This is a genomic window from Bacillus sp. OK048, from assembly GCF_900103525.1.
GTDB lineage: Bacteria > Bacillota > Bacilli > Bacillales > Cytobacillaceae > Neobacillus.
Genome location: NZ_FNHN01000002.1, coordinates 1 through 19,567 on the forward strand (window position 1 = coordinate 1; position 19,567 = coordinate 19,567).

Below are 19,567 nucleotides of genomic sequence, written 5' to 3' on the forward strand. Positions count from 1 at the left end.
TATGAAAGTATTGTTAGGAAGCGTGTCGAAAAATATTTTTTTGACACCCCACCAACGGGTCAAACCGTTGATAAATCAACATTTATAGAGGGAGGCATGGGAAATGAAAAAGTTAGCGATAATCGGTGCAGGTTCGATGGCTGAGGCGCTTATTTCAGGTATTCTTGAAAATAGTTTAATTGACAGAAAAAACATTTGGGTTACCAATCATTCAAACGTGGAAAGGCTACAGAAGCTGCAAGAACGCTACGGGGTCAGTACAACCTATGAATTAAATGAGCTATTAGCTGGAGCGGACATGGTCATTTTATCAATGAAGCCAAAAGATGTAGCAACTGCCATTCACGACATTCGCGACTATTTAACGGAACAGATGCTAGTGGTCTCCGTGTTAGCAGGAGTATCCATGAGTACCATCGAAACATTAGCAAAATTACCAATTGCCATTGTCAGAGCAATGCCAAATACATCCGCGGCAGTTGGAAAATCGGCCACTGCTGTTGCAGTAAATGAGCGTGTCACCCCGCAACAAATTGAATTAATGAAAAATTTATTTGGAACGGTTGGTTTGACTACTTTTGTGGAAGAAGGGCAGCTTGATGCTGTAACCGGACTATCAGGCAGCGGTCCTGCTTATATCTATTACCTGATTGAAGCAATGGAAAAAAGTGCGGTTGAGGTTGGACTCGATAAGGAAATGGCGAGTGAATTAATCGTGCAAACATTAATCGGGGCGGCAGAAATGGTGAAAAATTCCGCAAAATCGTCGGAACAGCTAAGACGGGATGTTACAAGCCCAGGGGGAACAACTGAGGCTGGAGTCAAAGTGCTTGAGGAACATCAAGTCCAACAAGCGTTCATTTCGTGTATTAAGGCTGCAACTGCTCAATCGAAAAAAATGGGAGCTGCCTTACGTACACAACTAGAAGTCACAGAACCAACTTCCTAATTTGGAGGTTTGGCTCTATTGCTTTAAACTAGACTTAAAAAGAGTCTGGGGAAGTGTCAGCAATGCTAACGATTTTATATACGATTGGAATTCTTGTTTGGATTGTTTTTCTCTTAGATGGATTCATTGGTTTACGAAAAATTGACGCTTTAGAGAATGAAGAGGGCTTAGAAAATGGTCCATTGTTATCGGTTATTGTTGCTGCCCGTAATGAAGAAAGTCATATTAAATCCAGTGTTCGCAGTCAGCTTAAGCAAACTTACAAAAATGTTGAATGGATTCTTGTCAATGATCGGTCAACCGATGCAACCGGGCTTATGATGGAGGAATTACAAACCGAAGATCAGCGAATTTCCGTCATTCATATAGAAGAATTGCCTGATGGCTGGCTGGGAAAAAATAACGCATTATATCGTGGATTCCTTCAAGCATCTGGAAAATGGCTACTCTTTACCGATGCAGACGTAAAATTTGAAAAAGAAGCATTCGCAAAGGCGCTTCACTATTTTGAAAAGCACAAGCTGGACCACTTAACCACTGCCCCAAACCTGAGTGCAAAGAAGTTTTGGCTAAAATCTTTTGTTGCCTTTTTCCTATTTGGTTTTTCCTATTTTAAACGACCTTGGGCAGCAAATGATCCGAAGTCAAAAATAGGAACAGGAATCGGCGCATTTAATCTTGTATCAAAAGAAGCTTATCAATCATTTGGAACACATGAGAAAGTGAAAATGCGTCCCGATGACGACTTACAGCTTGGGATGAAAATGAAACAAGCTGGCTATCGTCAAAGGATTGTCACAGCGCTTAGGCTAATTGAGGTGGAATGGTACGGAAGTTTGCGGGAAGCGTTTATTGGACTGGAAAAGAATACGTTCGCCGGATTACATTACCGGATTACTATGGTGTTTTTAGCAATATTCGGTGTTTTTATTACCAATGTCCTGCCGTTTATTACGATATTTTCTTTTGATAGGAATGTGTCTCTTTTGAGCTTAGGTGTTATTTTGTTAAGCGGAATACATTACATATTAGTAATTAGAAAAATGACTGTATTCTCCCCGTTTATGTTTCTAGTTTTGCCAGTTACAGCGCTTCTGTTTATTTATTCAATCATCCGTGCGAGCTGGCTCACCTATAAACGCGGTGGCATCATGTGGAGAGGCACCTTATACAAATTAAGCGAATTAAGGGAAAAAGAGTAGGTCACTCCAGATGAGCTGAAGTGACCTAGATGTCAATCAAAATCGATTTTATTTACTTGGTATATTAATTTCTTTAAAATCTTCAGCAATGTCGGTATTCATAAAAATCTCTTGTGCTTCCGCAACCAGTTCACGCCAAGCTTGACGATCGTAACGTGAGCTGATATGGGTTAAACAGAGCTGCTTACTCCCAGATAATTTTGCTACTTCTGCCGCCTGATGAGTGGTCGAGTGGAAATAATCGAAGGCAAGCTTCTCTTCCCCTTTAGAAAAGGTTGCTTCGTGGATCAAGAGATCCGCACCCAACGCTAAAGAAATCGCATTTTCGCAATATCTTGTATCTCCAAGAATGGTAACTATCCGTCCCTTTTGATCTGGTCCTAGAAAATCTTGTGGGATGATGACTCTTCCATCTTCGAGCGTAACACTTTCACCTTCTTTTATTTTTCGAAAAATCGGACCTGGCTGTACTCCAGCTTCAACAAGCTTTTCCGCTAAAAGTGTGCCTGGTTTGTCCTTCTCGACAATTCGATACCCATACGAAGGAATCCCATGCTCTAACAATTGAGCTTCAACGGTAAACTGGTCATCCTCAAAAATAATCCCGGTCTCGATTTCCACAATCTTTAACGGGTATTTTAAATAGGTTTGACTAACAGAAAGACTGACCGCTATGTAGTCTTTAATCCCTTTCGGCCCATAAACCGTTACCTCTGATTCACCGCCCTGAAAGGAACGACTTGCTAACAATCCAGGCAGACCATATATATGGTCACCATGGAGGTGGGTAATAAAAATTTTTTCAATTCTACGTGGTTTAATTGAAGTATGTAAAATTTGGTGCTGGGTGGCTTCACCGGCATCAAACAACCATATCGACCCGCGCTCTTCCAGTAATTTTAGAGCAATGGATGTTACATTACGAAGCTTAGCAGGAACTCCAGCGCCTGTTCCTAAAAAAAAGATATCCATCGTAATCCCCCCTTTTCGAATATAATAATAAATAATATAGCATATCACTTGCACAATTGCGCTTTGTCCGTTTATTCTCTTCTATAAGAGATAAGATTTCAATACATGCTTCAGTCGTTTTTTGCTAACTCTAAACTAGAATACATAAAAAGAGAGGTACTCATCGTGGAACAATCAAGAAATATGACATCACTAATCATGATATTTGGTGCAACAGGAGATTTAGCCATTCGAAAGCTCTTTCCCTCCCTATATCGATTGTTTCAAAAAGGAAAATTAGATAAGTTTGCGGTTATTGGAGTTGCCAGAAGACCCTTATCTACAGAAGATTTCCAAAAATCTGTAAAAGACTCGGTAATAACCGCTCTAGGAAAAAAGGATAAGATTGACGAGTTTGTTTCTCATTTTTACTATCAGTCACATGATGTAGCAGATTCCAATTCTTATGCTTCCCTGAAATATTTAGCAGAGCAAATTGATGAGAAATACGAATTAGAAGGAAATCGTATTTTCTATCTTGCGATGGCACCTGAATTTTTTGGTCCGATCGCTTTACATTTAAAATCCGATGGACTGACCGATGTAAGGGGCTACAAACGGCTTGTCATTGAAAAACCATTTGGTCATAATTTAGAATCAGCAAAAGTATTAAACAAACAAATTCGTAAAGCTTTCTCCGAAGAAGAAGTTTATCGGATTGATCACTATTTAGGTAAAGAAATGGTGCGAAATATCGAAGTGATTCGGTTTGCTAACGCCCTTTTTGAACCATTATGGAATAATCGTTATATCTCCAATATTCAAATTACCTCTAGTGAAATCCTAGGAGTAGAAGAGCGTGGCCGTTATTATGAAACAAGCGGTGCCTTACGGGACATGGTACAAAACCATATTATGCAAATGGTAGCACTACTTGCGATGGAGCCACCGATAAAGTTAACAACAGATGAGGTTCGTTCTGAGAAGGTAAGGGTATTTCGTTCATTAAGAACGATTAAAGGAGAAAAGGTAGACAAATATTTTGTCCGCGGACAATATGGTGCCGGTATTGTCGAAGATGAACAGGTGCCAGAATACCGTGCCGAGACAATGGTGAATAAGGAATCAAACACAGAAACGTTCGTGGCCGGAAAGATTATGATTGACAATTTCCGTTGGGCAGGTGTTCCTTTTTATATCAGAACCGGAAAAAGAATGGCGACGAAATCAACAAAAATAGTCGTTCAATTTAAAGACATTCCGATGAACCTCTATTATCAGCCTGAGAAGCTATTAAATCCAAACCTGCTAGTGATTCATATCCAGCCAGAGGAAGGAATTACGCTTCATCTTAACGCTAAAAAAGCTGGCGGCCATCTTGATGCCCAAGAGGTTAAACTAAGCTTTGCCAATACTGGGATTCATGCTATGAATACCCCTGAAGGATATGAAAAGCTCCTTTACGATTGTATGCGCGGAGATGCAACCAACTTTACTCACTGGGACGAAGTAGCTTATTCTTGGGCCTTTGTCGATAATATTTCCGAAGTCTGGGAAAATACGAAGGCAGACTACTACCCGAATTATCCATCAGGTTCGATGGGTCCAAAAGCCGCCGACGAACTATTAGAAAAAGACGGATTTTTCTGGTGGCCTGTAAATGCTTTAGATGTAGATATTTGTAAGTAATACAAAAAGCTCCGCATTTGTTCCTACAAGTGCGGAGCTTTTAACTTTCATCTTTGTGGGGAAAATTGCGAAGAAAATCTTTATTGAAGCTGGTTCCCGTTCCGACATTATCAGCATTGTCCACTTTTCGAGTACTAGCATTCTCAATGATATTCTTACCGTATTTATCACGAAGAGAGGAAAGAGTTTTCAGTAACGGCTCTTTTTTGGCATCTTTTTCAAAGGAAAATAAATCAAGCTGCTTAAAAGCTAAATTCTGCTCGACTAAATCATAGCCTGTAATACCAAGCAACCGGACAGGGTCCCCATTCCAATGCTTGAAAAAAATCTGCTTAGCTAGGGATGCAATGTCTTTTTTATGTTGAATAGGGTTAGAAAGCTTTTTACTCCGTGTAATCGTTTTTCGATCTTTAAAACGAATCGTAATTCCAATTGTCGTTGCGAAAACATTTTTTCGTTTAAGTCTTATTGAAACTGTTTCAGCTAATGATTCCAAAACTCGAAATAACTCTTGCTGATTGCTCGTATCTTTTGGCAGAGTAGTTGAATTTCCAATACTTTTAAACTCTGAAACCGCCTCTGGGTCTACAGCCCGACTATCCATTCCGTTTGCCCTTTCCTTTATGCGGATTCCATTTATCCCAAGCAGTGACTTAAGCTGTATCTCATTGCCAGCGGCTAACTCTCCAATCGTATGAATGCCAATCGTTGTTAATTTTTCAGCGGTCTTTTTACCAACTCCATGCATTTCATTCGTATTTAATGGCCATAGAACAGCAGGAATATCACGTTTACGAAGGATCGTTATTCCCATCGGCTTTTTCATATCTGATGCTGTTTTTGCCAAAAATTTATTTGGAGCGATTCCAATGCTGCACGGCAGATCCAATTGTTCGAGAACTCTTTTTTGGATACTTTGGGCAATTTCAATGGGACTGCCCAGTTCAAAGGAATCTGTAATATCCAAATATCCCTCATCAATCGAGACGGGTTCGACCAATTCCGTATAATTTCTAAGAATCTCAAACATGGCAATGGACGCTGTCCGGTAGCGGTCAAAATTTGGTTTCCTAACAATTAACTGCGGACAGAGTTTTTTTGCTTCCCAAAGTGGCATCGTCGTTTTGACCCCGAATTTTCTCGCCTCATAACTGCAGGTAATAATAATCCCCCGCCGCTCCTCCACATTTCCCGCAATGGCAACTGGCTTTCCCTTAAGCTCCTGATCATAAGCAACCTCCACCGAAGCGTAAAAGCTATTCATATCCACATGTAAAATGACTCGTCCCTTTTTTGGATACATTTCTTTCATAGTTACACTTCCTAAAAGATAGTAGCTATATTATAACAAAAAGGAGAACCAGTTGGCTCTCCTCATCATATCCCTATTGATTTGTAACTTCGTCGATAATAGCAATGGTCATTTCTGCAAGCTTGTATAATTCTGCGATTGGCATGCGTTCATTGGTTGTATGAATATCTTCATAGCCTACAGCCAGATTAACCGTTGGAATGTTAAAGCCAGCAATAACGTTGGCATCACTTCCGCCGCCGCTTTGCTGTAATTCACAGCTGCGGCCAATTTTCGCTGCCGCTTTACGGGCGATTTCAACGACTTGATCACCTTCACCAAATTTAAAGCCTGGGTACATGACCTCAACTTCAACTTCTGCTCTTCCACCCATTTCAGCCGCTACCGTTTCAAAGGCTGTTTTCATTTTGGCAGCCTGCGCTTCCATTTTTTCAGCGATCAATGAACGCGCTTCTGCTAAAATATCAACACGGTCGCATACGATATTTGTTTGAGTGCCGCCCTCAAATCGGCCGATATTTGCAGTGGTTTCCGAATCAATTCTGCCTAATGGCATTTTCGCAATCGATTTCGCAGCAATCGTAATCGCAGAGACCCCTTTTTCTGGTGCAACACCAGCATGAGCTGTTTTTCCGTAGATCACAGCTTTTATCTTTGCCTGTGTTGGAGCAGCAACCACGATATTACCTACTAACCCGTCACTGTCTAACGCATAACCATATTTTGCTTTTAATAAAGAAGGGTCAAGTGCTTTCGCCCCAACAAGACCCGATTCTTCTCCAACTGTGATGACAAATTGAATCATACCGTGAGGAATATTTTGTTCTTTTAAAACGCGAATCGTTTCAAGCATAACCGATAAACCAGTTTTATCATCTGCACCTAAAATCGTAGTTCCATCAGTAACAACATAACCATCTTTAATTGATGGCTTAACACCTCTTGCCGGTACAACGGTATCCATATGAGAAGTGAAATAAATAGGGTCTACGCCTTCTTTTGTGGCACCCAAGGTACAAACTAAGTTTCCTGCTCCATGCCCTGTTACAGCCGTTGTATCGTCTTCAAACACATCCAGGCCTAAATCTGTAAACTTTTGTTTTAAGACTTTCGCAATTTCAGTTTCATATTTTGTTTCAGAATCAATTTGGACAAGCTCTAAAAATTCATTTAAAAGACGTTCATGATTAATCATCCGAATAAACCTCCGTATTATGTACTCACTACTAGAGTATACTCCTTCATAAACCTGTCTTCAAATGATTGCTTTAAAGTGGGATATTCCCGTGTTTCTTGTATGGTCTTGATTCTTTTTTGTTACGCAGCATCTCTAATGCTTGGATAATTTTTATTCTCGTTTCACGCGGGTCAATGACATCATCGACCATTCCTCTACTTGCAGCCACATATGGATTGGCAAACTTTTCACGATATTCTTCAATCTTTTGCTGCCTCACCAATTCAGGATTATCACTATTTTGAATTTCCTTCGCAAAAATGATATTAGCAGCGCCCTGTGGACCCATTACCGCAATCTCTGCATTGGGCCAGGCAAAAACTAAATCAGCACCGATAGACTTGCTGTTTAGTGCTACATACGCACCACCATAAGCTTTTCTTAAAATAACCGTCAGCTTTGGAACGGTCGCCTCTGAATAGGCATAGAGAATTTTCGCGCCATGACGTATAATTCCTCCATGCTCCTGTTTAACTCCAGGGAAAAAGCCTGTAACATCCTCAAAGGTAATAATCGGAATATTAAACGAATCACAGGTGCGAATAAATCTAGCCGCTTTGTCAGATGAATTGATGTCAAGTCCTCCCGCCATTACCTTTGGCTGGTTACAGACTAATCCAACTGTTTCCCCTTTAATCCGTGCAAAGCCGACGACAATATTTTTGGCAAAATTCTTTTGAATTTCCATAAACGAATCTGCGTCCGCTACCTGTTCAATTACTTTTCGGACATCATAAGGACGAATGGCATCGAATGGAATCACGTCCGTTAAATCTGGGCGATAATCATTTTCGTCTTCGACCGCAAGTATCGGAGGCTTTTCTTCATTATTTTGAGGAAGATAGCTTAGCAGTTTTTGAACCTCCTCTAAAACCTCCTGCTCGGAAGCAGATTCAAAATGAGCATTTCCACTAATGCTATTATGGACATGAGCACCGCCAAGGTCTTCAGCAGAAATCTTCTCACCTGTTACGGTTTCGATCACTTTTGGTCCAGTAATAAACATTTGACTTGTTTTTTCAACCATAAATACGAAATCAGTAATCGCGGGTGAATAAACTGCTCCTCCAGCACATGGTCCCATAATAACGGATATCTGTGGAATCACCCCAGAATAAATTGCGTTTCGATAAAAGATATGACCGTACCCATCTAGCGAGACAACACCTTCTTGAATTCTAGCCCCGCCAGAATCATTTAGGCCGACGAACGGTGTTCCGTTTTTAGCTGCTAAATCCATGACATTGGCGATTTTTTTGGCATGCATTTCCCCAAGTGCACCACCAAAAACGGTAAAATCCTGTGAAAATAAATAGATGGGCCTGCCGTTTACTTTCCCATAGCCCGTTACTACTCCGTCGCCTGGTCCTTTCTGTTCATCAAGACCAAAATCATTGGTTCTGTGCTCAATAAATGGACTTAATTCCACGAAAGTTCCTTTATCAACTAAAAGATCGATTCGTTCTCTTGCCGTTAATTTTCCTTTTTCATGCTGTTTTTCAATTCTCTGATCTCCACCGCCAAGCTCTACTTCCCGGCGCTTATCATATAATTCATTTATTTTTTCATAGATGTCTATCATTACCCCTTCACCCCTTCTTTTCGCATAGCTCGACCAAAACACCCGAAGTTGACTTTGGATGCATGAAGGCAATATGAGCTCCACCAGCACCAATCCTTGGTTCTTTATCGATCATGGTAATTCCCTTTTCATTCATTTCCTTGATTCTGTCCTCAATAGAATCAACACCAAGCGCAACATGGTGTATCCCCTCACCACGTTTTTCAATATATTTGGCAATGGTGCTTTCCTCTGAAGTTGGCTCAAGGAGTTCAAGCTTCGTTTCCCCCGCCTTCAGAAAAGCCACTCTGACCTTTTGGCTTTCAACCACTTCAATTCCTAATAAAGGAAGATTCAACACCTCTGTGTAAAATGGAAGTGTAGTCTCTAGTGACCGAACGGCAATTCCAATGTGATCCACTTTTTTTATCATTTTTACCCCTCTGTTTTTCAAAATTTAAATCATTTCGACAATTACCATATTCGCTAAAAGATTCATAATTCCTTCCCAATTTGAGATGTTGTTCCATTGTCCAATTAGGCTTTTCCCTGTAAAATGTATATAAAGCTAAATAATTTAAAGGGGGAACCCAAATTGTCTAAAAAGAAAACAAGAAAAATTGTCGTTTATTTAATGTTAATTGCTATGTTAGCCTCAACACTGCTAATCGGGATTGCTCAATTCATATAATAAAAAACACCAAAAGGGACTGTTCTGCGCGAACAGTCCCTTTTGATGTTTAGTGGATCGCTCCATGTTCTTTAGCAAGGATTTCAAATGGTTTATTGGTAGAAGTAACTAATATTTTAGTACCCAATGGAATCAAAGGATATAAGGAGGATATCACCTCGTTCTGTGTTCTAATGCAACCTTGTGAAACATATTTCCCAATTGATGCAGGCTGATTAGTCCCGTGTATTCCGTAAATTCTTCCATCTGTATTCTCCGCATCAAAGCCTATCCATCTAGTACCAAGTGGATTATCAGGATCCCCGCCGGGAATATCCTTTCTGCGATAGTAAGGATTTTCTGCTTTTACCGTGATCGTAAAAAGTCCTTCTGGTGTCAATTCTTGAGTTTTACCCGTACCAACACTCACAACTGTTTGGACCTTGTTATCCTCAATAAGTGCTAGTTCGTTTGTGGTTTTATTAATAATAACAAAAGGGTCACCAGGAAGAGGATTCGGTCCTAACGGCCAAAGGGGTGATATAAAAAAAGCAAACAGGATTGGTGATAGTATCTTATTCATAAAATCCACCTGCCATTTTTACCTTAGTTTGCTTCGACTTTCCCCGGTTTATTCCATTTGGATGTTTTAAAGGAACGTTTAATAATCAGATAGTCGTTCATCTCTTTCACTAATTGGAGCAAAGCTGCACGGACCTCAAATTCCTTTCTTGTTTTCGGAAGCTCCATTTCTTCAAATTCCTTTTTCATTTCTCTTAATTTTCCAAGATATATATGTGCCGTGTTTCCTGGTTTGATATTTTCGGATAATTCTTCAAGAAACTCGGCAATCATTTTTCCTTGGGGCAGCGTTACAGTAAGTGACGTAACAATCGGTAGAACTCGTTCGAGAATTTCAAATTGTTTTTCTCTCATTTTAAAATAATGAAAATAGTCATTTTCTTCTCTTAAAAAATGATTTTCTACATCGCGAAAGGCGAACGATCTTGCTTCCTCTAGTAATGTTGCCGTTTCAGTTATTTCTTTACCAGTCCATTCACTTTCTTCGGTTCTTAGAAAAAGTACCATTTCACAAAAAATAACTTTAAAGTTTTCCTCGATTCTTGTTTGATATTGTTTTAATCTATCATCAGCGCTTGGCATATAAATATTAATTATAAGTGCCACGCCAATCCCGATAATAATTACACCAAGCTCATTTAGAAAAAGATCAAGCGTTAACGCATTTGCCATATAAATATGTAAAATAATGACACTGCTCGTAACAATTCCATCGTTTGCTTTAAACATTACAACGGTTGGGATAAAGAATAACAGCATAATTCCAATTACGATTGGATGGTAGCCTATTACTTCAAAAAATAGAACCGAGAAGGGCATGGCTAAAACACATGCTAAAAATCGATCCCATGATGCCCGTAAAGATTTTCTTTTTGTGACCTTAATACATAAGATTGTTAAGATTCCTGCTGAAGCAAAGTTGTCTAAACCTAATTGTTGAGCAATTAGGATAGAGATGGCAGTTCCTAATGCGGTTTTAACTGTACGATAACCAATTTTATATTTCATAAAAATCTCCCCAAATTAAAAAGATGATCATCAATGACCATCTTTAGCTTATCCTGATTAGAGCATCTTTTGCAAGAAATCTTGTGCACGTTTGCTTTTTGGATCTGTGAAAAATTCTTGTGGTTTTGCATCTTCTACTAGCACTCCGCCATCTAAAAATAGAACTCGATCGGCAACTTCACGTGCAAAGCCCATTTCGTGAGTCACAATCGCCATCGTCATCCCGGTGTGAGCTAGCGATTTCATAACATCTAAAACTTCCTTCACCATTTCAGGGTCAAGTGCTGAAGTCGGTTCATCAAATAGCATAACCTCTGGCTCCATTGCCAGTGCTCTGGCAATGGCAACCCGCTGCTTTTGCCCGCCAGATAACCTTGTTGGGTATTCATTTGCTTTTTCTGCTAAACCAACTCTTTCTAATAGATCAAAAGCAATCTTTTCTGCCTCAGCCTTTGACAATCCTTTTACCTTTATCGGTGCATAGGTAAGATTCTGCAAAACAGTCTTATGGGGAAATAAATGGAAGTGTTGAAATACCATCCCAACATTCTGCCGCACTTTCATGATATTCGTCTTTTTATCGGTTACATCTTGACCTCCTACTAGGATACGTCCGCTTGTTGGGTTTTCAAGAAGGTTCATACAACGTAAAAAGGTAGACTTCCCGGAACCAGAAGGCCCAATAATCGCAACGACTTCTCCTGCTTCGATTGTCGTTGTAATCCCCTTTAATACTTCAAGCTTGCCATAATTTTTATGCAAATTTTCTACCTTAATCACTGCGTCTCATTCTCCTTTCAACCGCTTTTCCTAGGAAGGTTAAGGTAATGACCATTAAGTAATAGATCATTCCGGCAATTAAGAGTGGTTCAAAAAACGAATAATTTTCAGCTCCAACTTGGTAGGAACGCCGCATAATATCCATTACCCCAATGGTTGTGACAATTGCAGATTCCTTTGTTAAGGTAATAAATTCATTCATTAATGCCGGCAGGATATTTTTAAGCGCTTGTGGCAGAATGATATCCCACATCATTTTTGTGTAAGGTACACCAAGAGCCATTGCAGCCTCCTGTTGACCTTTATCTATTGCCTGAATCCCTGCTCTAATAATTTCAGATATGTATGCACCTGAATTAAGAGCAAAGGACAATATTGCCGCTGTGTATGGTTCAATTTGATATCCAAGTAACTGTGGTGATCCATAATAGATCAGCATCAGCTGTAATACTAATGGCGTACCACGGAAGATGGATGTATAAAGGTCCGCAAACCAACCGAGAAATTTGAATTTGCTAATTTTAAACAATGACAGGATAATTCCAAGAATAAAGCCTAATATCCCTGCTAAAATAACGATTTTAAGTGTGACAACTATTCCCTCTAAAATGTATGGCATCGAAGGAATGAATTGCGTGAAATCTAAGTTCATTCATCTGCCGTCCTCTCTAAATAATGGAATTAGCAAGACGTTCAGAAGACTTCTGAACGTCTTGGATATAACTTAGTTTTCCCCGCCAAACCACTTTACAATCAATTCTTGTAGTTCGCCGTTCTCTTTCATTTTTTTAAGCTCTTGGTTAAATTTCTCTGTTAAATCGCTATCTTTTGGAAATGCAATCGCTGAACCTGCTTCTTCAGGGTCATCACTCATTGTGAAGTTCGTTAAATCCGCTTCTTTCTTAAGATATCCTTTAGCTACTGTATCTTCAATAATGATAGCGTCAAAACGGCCTGCTTTTAATTCTTGAATCAGCTCTGGGATACGGTTACGATTTTCTACTTTTAATGCTACCGTTTTATTAATTTCTTCTGCTTTACCTTCTTGAATAGAACCTAACTGAACACCAACTGTTTTACCTTCTAAATCTTCTACTGTTGCAATACCACTTTCTTTTTTAGAGATAACCATGTGCTGTGCTGTATAGTAGATATCACTGAAATCTACGTTTTTCTTTCTTTTTTCCGTTGGAGTCATTCCCGCTAATACAAAGTCTGCCTGTCCAGATTTAAGTGACTGAATCAAACCGCCAAAATCCATATCCTTCACTTCAACTTCATAGCCGAGTTTTCCAGCAATTGCTTTTGCTAAATCAACATCAAAGCCAATAATTTCGCCACCTTTACCTGATTCAGTATATTCGAACGGGGCATAATCGGCTGAGGTTGCCATCACTAGTGTCTTTTTATCACCTGCATTATTACTTTTACCACAGGCTGCAAGAATACCGGCAAATAAAATAGTTGTCATGAATAATATAATTGCTTTTTTCATTTTTATTTTCCTCCTATAATTTTCTGAATAGTATTATTAGTTTAGTTTGTACTTTTTACTAACTTAGTTGAGTAAAAGTTTAATATTTATGCAACGTAATGAATTTTAACACAGGGTAAAATAATTATGCAAGTATATTTATAAAAAATTATTATTACTTTTCTAAAATAAAAAAAGAGCCGACCTCCAAATAGGAGATTAGCTCTTTTGAAATGCTTATTAAAGTTCTTCACAGTTTTCTTCAAATTCTTTTTGTAATCTAGATACGACTGTCGCAGGGTCGTAGCCTTCAATCTGGTGTCTTTCAATCATTGAAACGATCTTTCCATCTTTTAATAATGCAAAGGATGGAGAGGAAGGTGGATATCCTGTAAAATAGCTGCGTGCTTTTTCGGTTGCTTCTTTATCCTGTCCAGCAAAAACAGTAACAAGATGGTCAGGACGCTTATCATAATGAAGGGAATGAGCTGCTGCAGGCCGTGCAATTCCGCCCGCACAACCACAAACTGAGTTAATCATTACTAACGTTGTACCTTTTTGTTCAAATGCTGATTCAACCTCTTCAGGTGTTTTGAGTTCTTTATAACCTGCTGCCGCAATCTCAGAACGAGCTTGAGTCACAACATCATTCATGAAAAAATTAAAATCCATACTCATACTTTTCACTCCTAATTTTAGTTGATATACCTACATGATAACAGTAAAAATATGTTTTCTTCAAATAAATCATTTCTTTTTATTTAGATAGAAAGGTATTGAATAGAATTTCTACCGCAGTAGCTGCCGTTTTTTCTCCTGCCATTACTTCATTTTCCAATTGGGGCAGTTTGAGCTTTACTTCAGGATGATGGAAAAAACTGTAATGCAGCTGATCGGTAATTAGCGAATATATCCATTTGCGCTGTTGTCCTTTTCGTCTTTCTGCAAACACTCCAGAGGACTTTCCTTTACTCTCAAAATCCTTAATGACTTTCCAAACTTCTTTAATCCCTTCCCCTGTTAAAGATGAGCAGGTATAAGCCTTTGAAGACCACCCTTTAGTTGCTGGCTGGAGAAAATGGAGGATACGACCGTACTCTTTTCTAGTCAGCTCCGCTATCACTTTATTAGCTCCATCGGCTTTATGCACAAGAACGGTATCCGCTAATTCCATAATTCCTTTCTTCATTCCTTGTAATTCGTCACCTGCACCAGTCAGAACCAGCAGCATGAAAAAATCGACCATGTCTCTGATAATGACTTCACTTTGACCGACTCCAACGGTCTCAATTAAGATGACATTAAAACCTGCGGCCTCACAAATCAACATTGATTCCCTTGTTTTCCGGTGCACACCACCCAGCTTTCCTGCTGTTGGCGAAGGACGGATAAAGGCCCTTGGGTTGCGTGACAATTGCTCCATTCGAGTTTTATCACCTAGAATACTGCCACCCGCGAGACTAGAGCTCGGATCAATTGCTAACACCGCCACCCGAAGTCCAAGGTCACAAAGGTAGGTTCCAAATGTTTCTATAAAAGTACTTTTTCCAGCACCAGGAACACCGGTTATCCCGATACGAATGGCTTTACCGCTGTGCGATAGAAGCTGTTGCAATAGCTCCTGTGCCTTGTGGAAATGCTGCCCAGCATTACTTTCAACCAAAGTGATGGCACGAGCAAGCATTCCTCGATTCCCAGATAATACCCCATCAATCAATTCTTCGACAGTAGGTTCTTTAGATTTTCTTTTTTGAAAAACTAAATTTTTTTCAATGGCAACAGGCTGACCCTCTAGTTCTTGTCCCTTTTTGATCACGGTTGAAAATTTTTCAGGTTCATTTGGGTCGCTCCATTCCGGTTTCATATCTTGAGCCATTTACTTCTCCTCTTCCTCATAGCCCAGCTGTAGGTAAATTTCTTTGATTACCTTTTGGGCAGCAACAGGGATAATTGTCCCTGGTCCGAAAATTGCCGCTGCACCATTATCGTATAAAAACTGATAATCCTGTGCAGGGATAACACCGCCGATGACCATCAGAATATCTTCTCGTCCAAGCTTTTTCAACTCCGAAGCGAGCTGTGGCAGTAACGTCTTGTGACCAGCAGCAAGCGAGCTCATTCCAATAACATGGACATCATTTTCAACCGCTTGCATGGCTGTTTCTTCAGGAGTCTGGAACAATGGTCCGATATCGACATCAAACCCCAGGTCAGCAAAGGCTGTCGCAATCACCTTTGCGCCACGGTCATGTCCGTCCTGCCCCATTTTGGCGATTAGAATCCGTGGACGTCTTCCTTCGTTCTCAAGGAAATCATCGGTCATCCTTTTCACTTCAGTTATCTCATCTTCATTCGTAAAGGCTTTACTATATACTCCACTAATCGAGCGAATCACCGCTTTATGCCGGCTGGCAACTTTTTCAATCGCATCTGAAATTTCTCCTAGGGTTGCCCTCACTCTGGCGGCTTGGACAGCAAGCTCCAACAAGTTACTTTCACCTGTTTCTGCGGCATTTGTTAATGCAGATAAAGCTTCTGCAACCTTGTTGTCATCACGCCCAGCCTTTAAGGTGGTTAATTTTTCGAGTTGCTTTAATCGGACTGCAGTGTTATCAATATCTAAAATATCGATAGCATCCTCTTTTTCCAGACGATAACGGTTTACTCCAATGATGCTTTCTTTTCCGGAGTCGATTTGTGCTTGTCTTCTTGCAGCAGCCTCTTCAATCCTCATTTTTGGCAGACCAGTCTCAATAGCTTTCGCCATTCCACCAAGATTTTCAATTTCCTCAATATGTGTCCAAGCCCTTTTCACTAATTCATCAGTAAGCTTTTCAACATAATAAGATCCAGCCCATGGATCGATAACTTTGGTAATCCCTGTTTCCTCTTGTAAAAATAATTGTGTATTTCGGGCAATTCGTGCTGAGAAATCTGTTGGCAGGGCAATCGCTTCGTCCAAGGCATTTGTATGTAGTGACTGTGTATGTCCCATTGCCGCAGCATGTGCTTCAAGCAAAGTGCGAATGACATTATTAAATGGATCTTGTTCCGTTAAACTCCAGCCTGATGTTTGGGAATGGGTTCGGAGCGCCATGGATTTCTCGTTTTTTGGCTCAAATGATTTCATCATTTTTGCCCAAATTAAGCGAGCAGCCCTCATTTTTGCTACTTCCATAAAATAATTCATCCCTATTGCCCAGAAAAAGGACAAACGCGGTGCAAATTTATCAATGTCAATTCCAGCCTCGATGCCTGTCCTGACATACTCCAATCCGTCTGCAAGCGTATAAGCTAATTCCAAATCAGCGGGAGCTCCAGCCTCCTGCATATGATAGCCAGAAATACTGATACTATTAAACTTTGGCATATATTTGGATGTATACTCAAAGATATCAGCAATAATTTTCATCGACATTTCTGGTGGATAGATATAGGTATTACGAACCATATATTCTTTTAAGATATCATTTTGAATCGTTCCAGACAGTTTTTCCTGTGTAACCCCTTGTTCTTCTGCTGTAACGATAAAAAAGGCTAAGATCGGCAAAACGGCACCGTTCATGGTCATGGATACCGACATCTGATCCAACGGAATTCCATCAAAAAGTGTTTTCATATCAAGAACAGAATCAATGGCGACCCCTGCTTTACCGACATCACCGACAACCCGTGGATGGTCAGAATCATAGCCGCGATGAGTGGCTAAATCGAAGGCAACGGATAACCCTTTTTGACCCATAGCTAGATTCCGACGATAGAAGGCATTACTCTCCTCGGCAGTTGAAAATCCGGCATATTGTCTAACCGTCCAAGGGCGATTCACATACATGGTCGGATACGGTCCTCGTGTATATGGTGGCAGTCCTGGCAGGTCATCCAAATGCTGTATTCCTTCACGATCTTCGGATGTATAGAGTGGTTTTAGTTGAATTTGTTCATTGGTTTCAAACAGTAAATCATCAATCGAGGTGGTAATTTCTTTTGCGACTTGTTCCTGCCATTGCTCTTTTGTTATTAAGTCTTGATCATCAAAAAGAGAAATAGTTTCAAAATCAGGCTTTTGAAACTTCATCTTGGGCCACCTCCATTTCTGTTAATATTGAAGAAAGTGTTTCATAACAGTTGCTTTTTAGATGTATAAATTGTTTAACTCCTTCATTCATCCATCGATCCTGTTGCTCTTTTTCCGGTAAACCTGCTAGATAAAAGACACTGTCAGCAAATTCATGATTAAGGGCAGTAAGGATTTCATGTCCTATCGATTCGTATTGTGCATTACTGCCGCACAAACAGAAGTACTTTGTATCTTGTTTTACGATAAATTGTTTCGCTGCCTCTAAAGAAGTAATCGACTCGCTTTCGGCAACTGTAAGACCGCCTGCGGCCAGAAATCCTTTCATGAAATCAAGTCTTGGTTTATATTGTTTTAGCTCCCCAAGACAAATCATTCCAATGGTAGGGTTGGAGCCTACTTTCACTTTAATCCGTTCACTGATTTTTCTCAGTTCCTCGAACGGTTCTGACAATCTTCTATTTGTAATCGCCTTAATTTTAATATTCGAACTACCATTTATAAAATAATTATCAGCAATTTTTTCCTGCGCTGGAACAACCGTTTCTGCAAGATTGGCATATACATTCGTTCCAACAATACTTTGTTTTCTCGTAAAAATATCCTGCTTCCGTTTTGAAAATACGGAGGATATTTCGTCTTGAAGCCAGCCCGATTTTAATACTTCTAGCATTCCGCCCTTTGCTTCAATCTCCTGAAAATACTGCCACGATTTTTCTGCAAGCTCTGTCGTCAATGCCTCTACATACCAGGAGCCGCCCGAAGGATCAACAACTTTTTGTAAATGGGCTTCTTCTTTTAAAATATTTTGTGTATTTAACGCAATCCGTTCAGATAAATAGGAGTTGCCCAAGACATCGTCAAAAGCTGTTACATGTAAGTATTGAACTCCTCCGACAACAGCTGCAAATGCCTCATTTCCAGCGCGAAGAATGTTTACATGAGGGTCATATGCCGTTTTAGTGAATGTAGAAGTTTCAGCTGCAATTTGCATTCCCCTAAATTGAACTTCGGCTCCATATACTTTGGTTATTTTATCCCATAGAATCCGGGCTGCTCTCAGTTTTGCTAGTTCCATAAAGAAGTTACTGCCGATTGAGAATTGAAAAATCATTTTCGAAATAGATTCCTCAAGCTTCATTTCACTATCAAGTAACTGTTGAAGATAGAAAGTACCGGTTGCTGCTGCAATTCCGAGCTCCTGAACTGCATTTGCTCCACCTTGGTGATAGATTGATGTATTGATTAATACCGTTCGTAAATGTGGAAGTGTTTCGTTTGCATTTTTTATATCCTCTATCCAGCCATTGAAGTAATCTTCTCCAATTAGCCCATCCTCTGCAAACAAAGAGATTGGGTCCTTGCCAACATATCCAGTAACTTGATTAGCCATTTCCTCATGTTCTGCTATGGCTGCCAGCATTCTAGATTGCAAGCCTTTCCCATTTACAGCAATCGGGAATTTCGAAGGTAAGTCCCCTAGTATTTCAGGTAAAGTTTGTTTTGTTTCAAAAAGAGTCTCCGAAACTTCAAAGGATAGAGCTGTTTGTCCTTTTTCAACGCCCTCATGGAGCTTTGCCTTTAATTCGTCAGCAGAATTATAGGAAATTCGCTGTGCTACCTTCCATTCATTGGCTACATATCCTAATGAATCAATGCCCCTGCGAAAATCTGAACCTCCCGGATAGTCAGATGCTTTTTGAACATCCCCTCTAGAATAAAGCGGTTTCAAAATTATATTTTCATATGTATTACTTTTTAAAGTCTCAATACTTTTACCCTTTAAAGATTCCTCCGCTTTCATTTCCCAATCGTCTTGAGTCATTATTGGAAATGATTGATCTCGCAAACTCATTTTTTCCCCTCCAAACATTAAAATACTTAATTTTCTTTAAATTCCTATTACTCTCTATTTTAGGACACAATAACATTACACGCAATAAGAAAAGCGCAAGCGCCCTGGTCAGCGGCGTATGGCCTGGAGCGCTCCAACCAAGATAAAGGAAACACGAAGAGCCGGAGGTGATTCGATGTTGACTTATCGAAGGGCGGAGAGCGAAGGACACTAGCCGCTAGG

General features: G+C 39.9%; 18 protein-coding genes. 4 read left to right on the forward strand and 14 right to left on the reverse strand.

The genetic code is table 11. The features are described 5' to 3' along the window. Window positions 1-103 precede the first annotated feature (103 nt). A complete protein-coding gene (gene proC, locus BLR86_RS03265) occupies window positions 104-949 on the forward strand; it encodes a pyrroline-5-carboxylate reductase (RefSeq protein WP_090758269.1) in 846 nt (281 codons plus the stop codon). Window positions 950-1,011: 62 nt separating this feature from the next. Then, entirely contained in the window at window positions 1,012-2,151 is a 1,140-nt protein-coding gene (locus BLR86_RS03270; RefSeq protein ID WP_090758271.1) for a glycosyltransferase family 2 protein, read from the forward strand. Window positions 2,152-2,199: 48 nt separating this feature from the next. Here BLR86_RS03270 and rnz read toward each other — a convergent pair whose 3' ends face one another. After that, the gene (rnz, locus tag BLR86_RS03275) at window positions 2,200-3,123 is read right to left on the reverse strand and encodes a ribonuclease Z (protein ID WP_090758273.1); all 924 of its coding nucleotides are present in this window, start codon (window positions 3,121-3,123) and stop codon (window positions 2,200-2,202) included. 198 nt (window positions 3,124-3,321) lie between these two features. On the opposite strand from rnz, the gene zwf reads away from it, so the two are divergent. After that, window positions 3,322-4,791 (forward strand): glucose-6-phosphate dehydrogenase, encoded by a 1,470-nt coding sequence (gene zwf / locus BLR86_RS03280; RefSeq protein ID WP_217642362.1) that lies wholly within the window; start codon window positions 3,322-3,324, stop codon window positions 4,789-4,791. A 40-nt stretch (window positions 4,792-4,831) separates the two neighbouring features. Here the strand turns inward: zwf and BLR86_RS03285 are convergent, their stop codons facing one another. The 4 genes from BLR86_RS03285 to mce form a co-directional block, all read right to left on the reverse strand. Next, window positions 4,832-6,103, reverse strand: a complete 1,272-nt coding sequence (locus BLR86_RS03285) for a DNA polymerase IV (RefSeq protein WP_090758275.1) — start codon at window positions 6,101-6,103, stop codon at window positions 4,832-4,834. 73 nt (window positions 6,104-6,176) lie between these two features. After that, a complete protein-coding gene (locus BLR86_RS03290) occupies window positions 6,177-7,298 on the reverse strand; it encodes a tripeptidase T (RefSeq protein ID WP_090758277.1) in 1,122 nt (373 codons plus the stop codon). A gap of 73 nt (window positions 7,299-7,371) precedes the next feature. Then, window positions 7,372-8,922: an acyl-CoA carboxylase subunit beta gene (locus BLR86_RS03295; protein WP_090758279.1), complete on the reverse strand. Its 1,551-nt coding sequence runs from the start codon at window positions 8,920-8,922 to the stop codon at window positions 7,372-7,374. A 7-nt stretch (window positions 8,923-8,929) separates the two neighbouring features. Continuing rightward, window positions 8,930-9,334, reverse strand: a complete 405-nt coding sequence (gene mce / locus BLR86_RS03300) for a methylmalonyl-CoA epimerase (protein WP_090758281.1) — start codon at window positions 9,332-9,334, stop codon at window positions 8,930-8,932. A 123-nt stretch (window positions 9,335-9,457) separates the two neighbouring features. Here mce and prli42 point away from each other — a divergent pair, with 123 nt between their 5' ends. Beyond that, a complete protein-coding gene (gene prli42 / locus BLR86_RS25895; RefSeq protein ID WP_175492777.1) occupies window positions 9,458-9,592 on the forward strand; it encodes a stressosome-associated protein Prli42 in 135 nt (44 codons plus the stop codon). Between the two features lie 49 nt (window positions 9,593-9,641). On the opposite strand, the gene BLR86_RS03305 is transcribed toward prli42, so the two are convergent. From BLR86_RS03305 to BLR86_RS03345, 9 genes are all read right to left on the reverse strand, one after another. Beyond that, window positions 9,642-10,154: a L,D-transpeptidase gene (locus BLR86_RS03305; RefSeq protein ID WP_090758283.1), complete on the reverse strand. Its 513-nt coding sequence runs from the start codon at window positions 10,152-10,154 to the stop codon at window positions 9,642-9,644. Window positions 10,155-10,177: 23 nt separating this feature from the next. Then, entirely contained in the window at window positions 10,178-11,161 is a 984-nt protein-coding gene (locus BLR86_RS03310; protein WP_090758285.1) for an aromatic acid exporter family protein, read from the reverse strand. 57 nt (window positions 11,162-11,218) lie between these two features. Continuing rightward, a complete protein-coding gene (locus BLR86_RS03315; protein WP_090758287.1) occupies window positions 11,219-11,941 on the reverse strand; it encodes an amino acid ABC transporter ATP-binding protein in 723 nt (240 codons plus the stop codon). Continuing rightward, window positions 11,934-12,593 (reverse strand): amino acid ABC transporter permease, encoded by a 660-nt coding sequence (locus BLR86_RS03320; RefSeq protein ID WP_090758289.1) that lies wholly within the window; start codon window positions 12,591-12,593, stop codon window positions 11,934-11,936. Before BLR86_RS03320 ends, BLR86_RS03315 begins: the two co-directional genes overlap by 8 nt. 72 nt (window positions 12,594-12,665) lie before the next feature. Then, a complete protein-coding gene (locus BLR86_RS03325) occupies window positions 12,666-13,436 on the reverse strand; it encodes a transporter substrate-binding domain-containing protein (protein ID WP_090758291.1) in 771 nt (256 codons plus the stop codon). Window positions 13,437-13,655: 219 nt separating this feature from the next. Further along, window positions 13,656-14,093 carry a BrxA/BrxB family bacilliredoxin gene (locus tag BLR86_RS03330; RefSeq protein WP_090758293.1) on the reverse strand — a complete coding sequence of 146 codons (438 nt, stop codon included), beginning with the start codon at window positions 14,091-14,093 and terminating at the stop codon, window positions 13,656-13,658. Window positions 14,094-14,172: 79 nt separating this feature from the next. Further along, window positions 14,173-15,291 carry a methylmalonyl Co-A mutase-associated GTPase MeaB gene (gene meaB, locus BLR86_RS03335; protein WP_090758295.1) on the reverse strand — a complete coding sequence of 373 codons (1,119 nt, stop codon included), beginning with the start codon at window positions 15,289-15,291 and terminating at the stop codon, window positions 14,173-14,175. Beyond that, on the reverse strand, window positions 15,292-17,490 hold the full coding sequence (scpA, locus tag BLR86_RS03340; protein WP_090758297.1) for a methylmalonyl-CoA mutase: 2,199 nt from the start codon (window positions 17,488-17,490) through the stop codon (window positions 15,292-15,294). Next, window positions 17,471-19,345 carry a methylmalonyl-CoA mutase subunit beta gene (locus BLR86_RS03345; RefSeq protein WP_090758299.1) on the reverse strand — a complete coding sequence of 625 codons (1,875 nt, stop codon included), beginning with the start codon at window positions 19,343-19,345 and terminating at the stop codon, window positions 17,471-17,473. Before BLR86_RS03345 ends, scpA begins: the two co-directional genes overlap by 20 nt. Window positions 19,346-19,567: the final 222 nt, after the last annotated feature.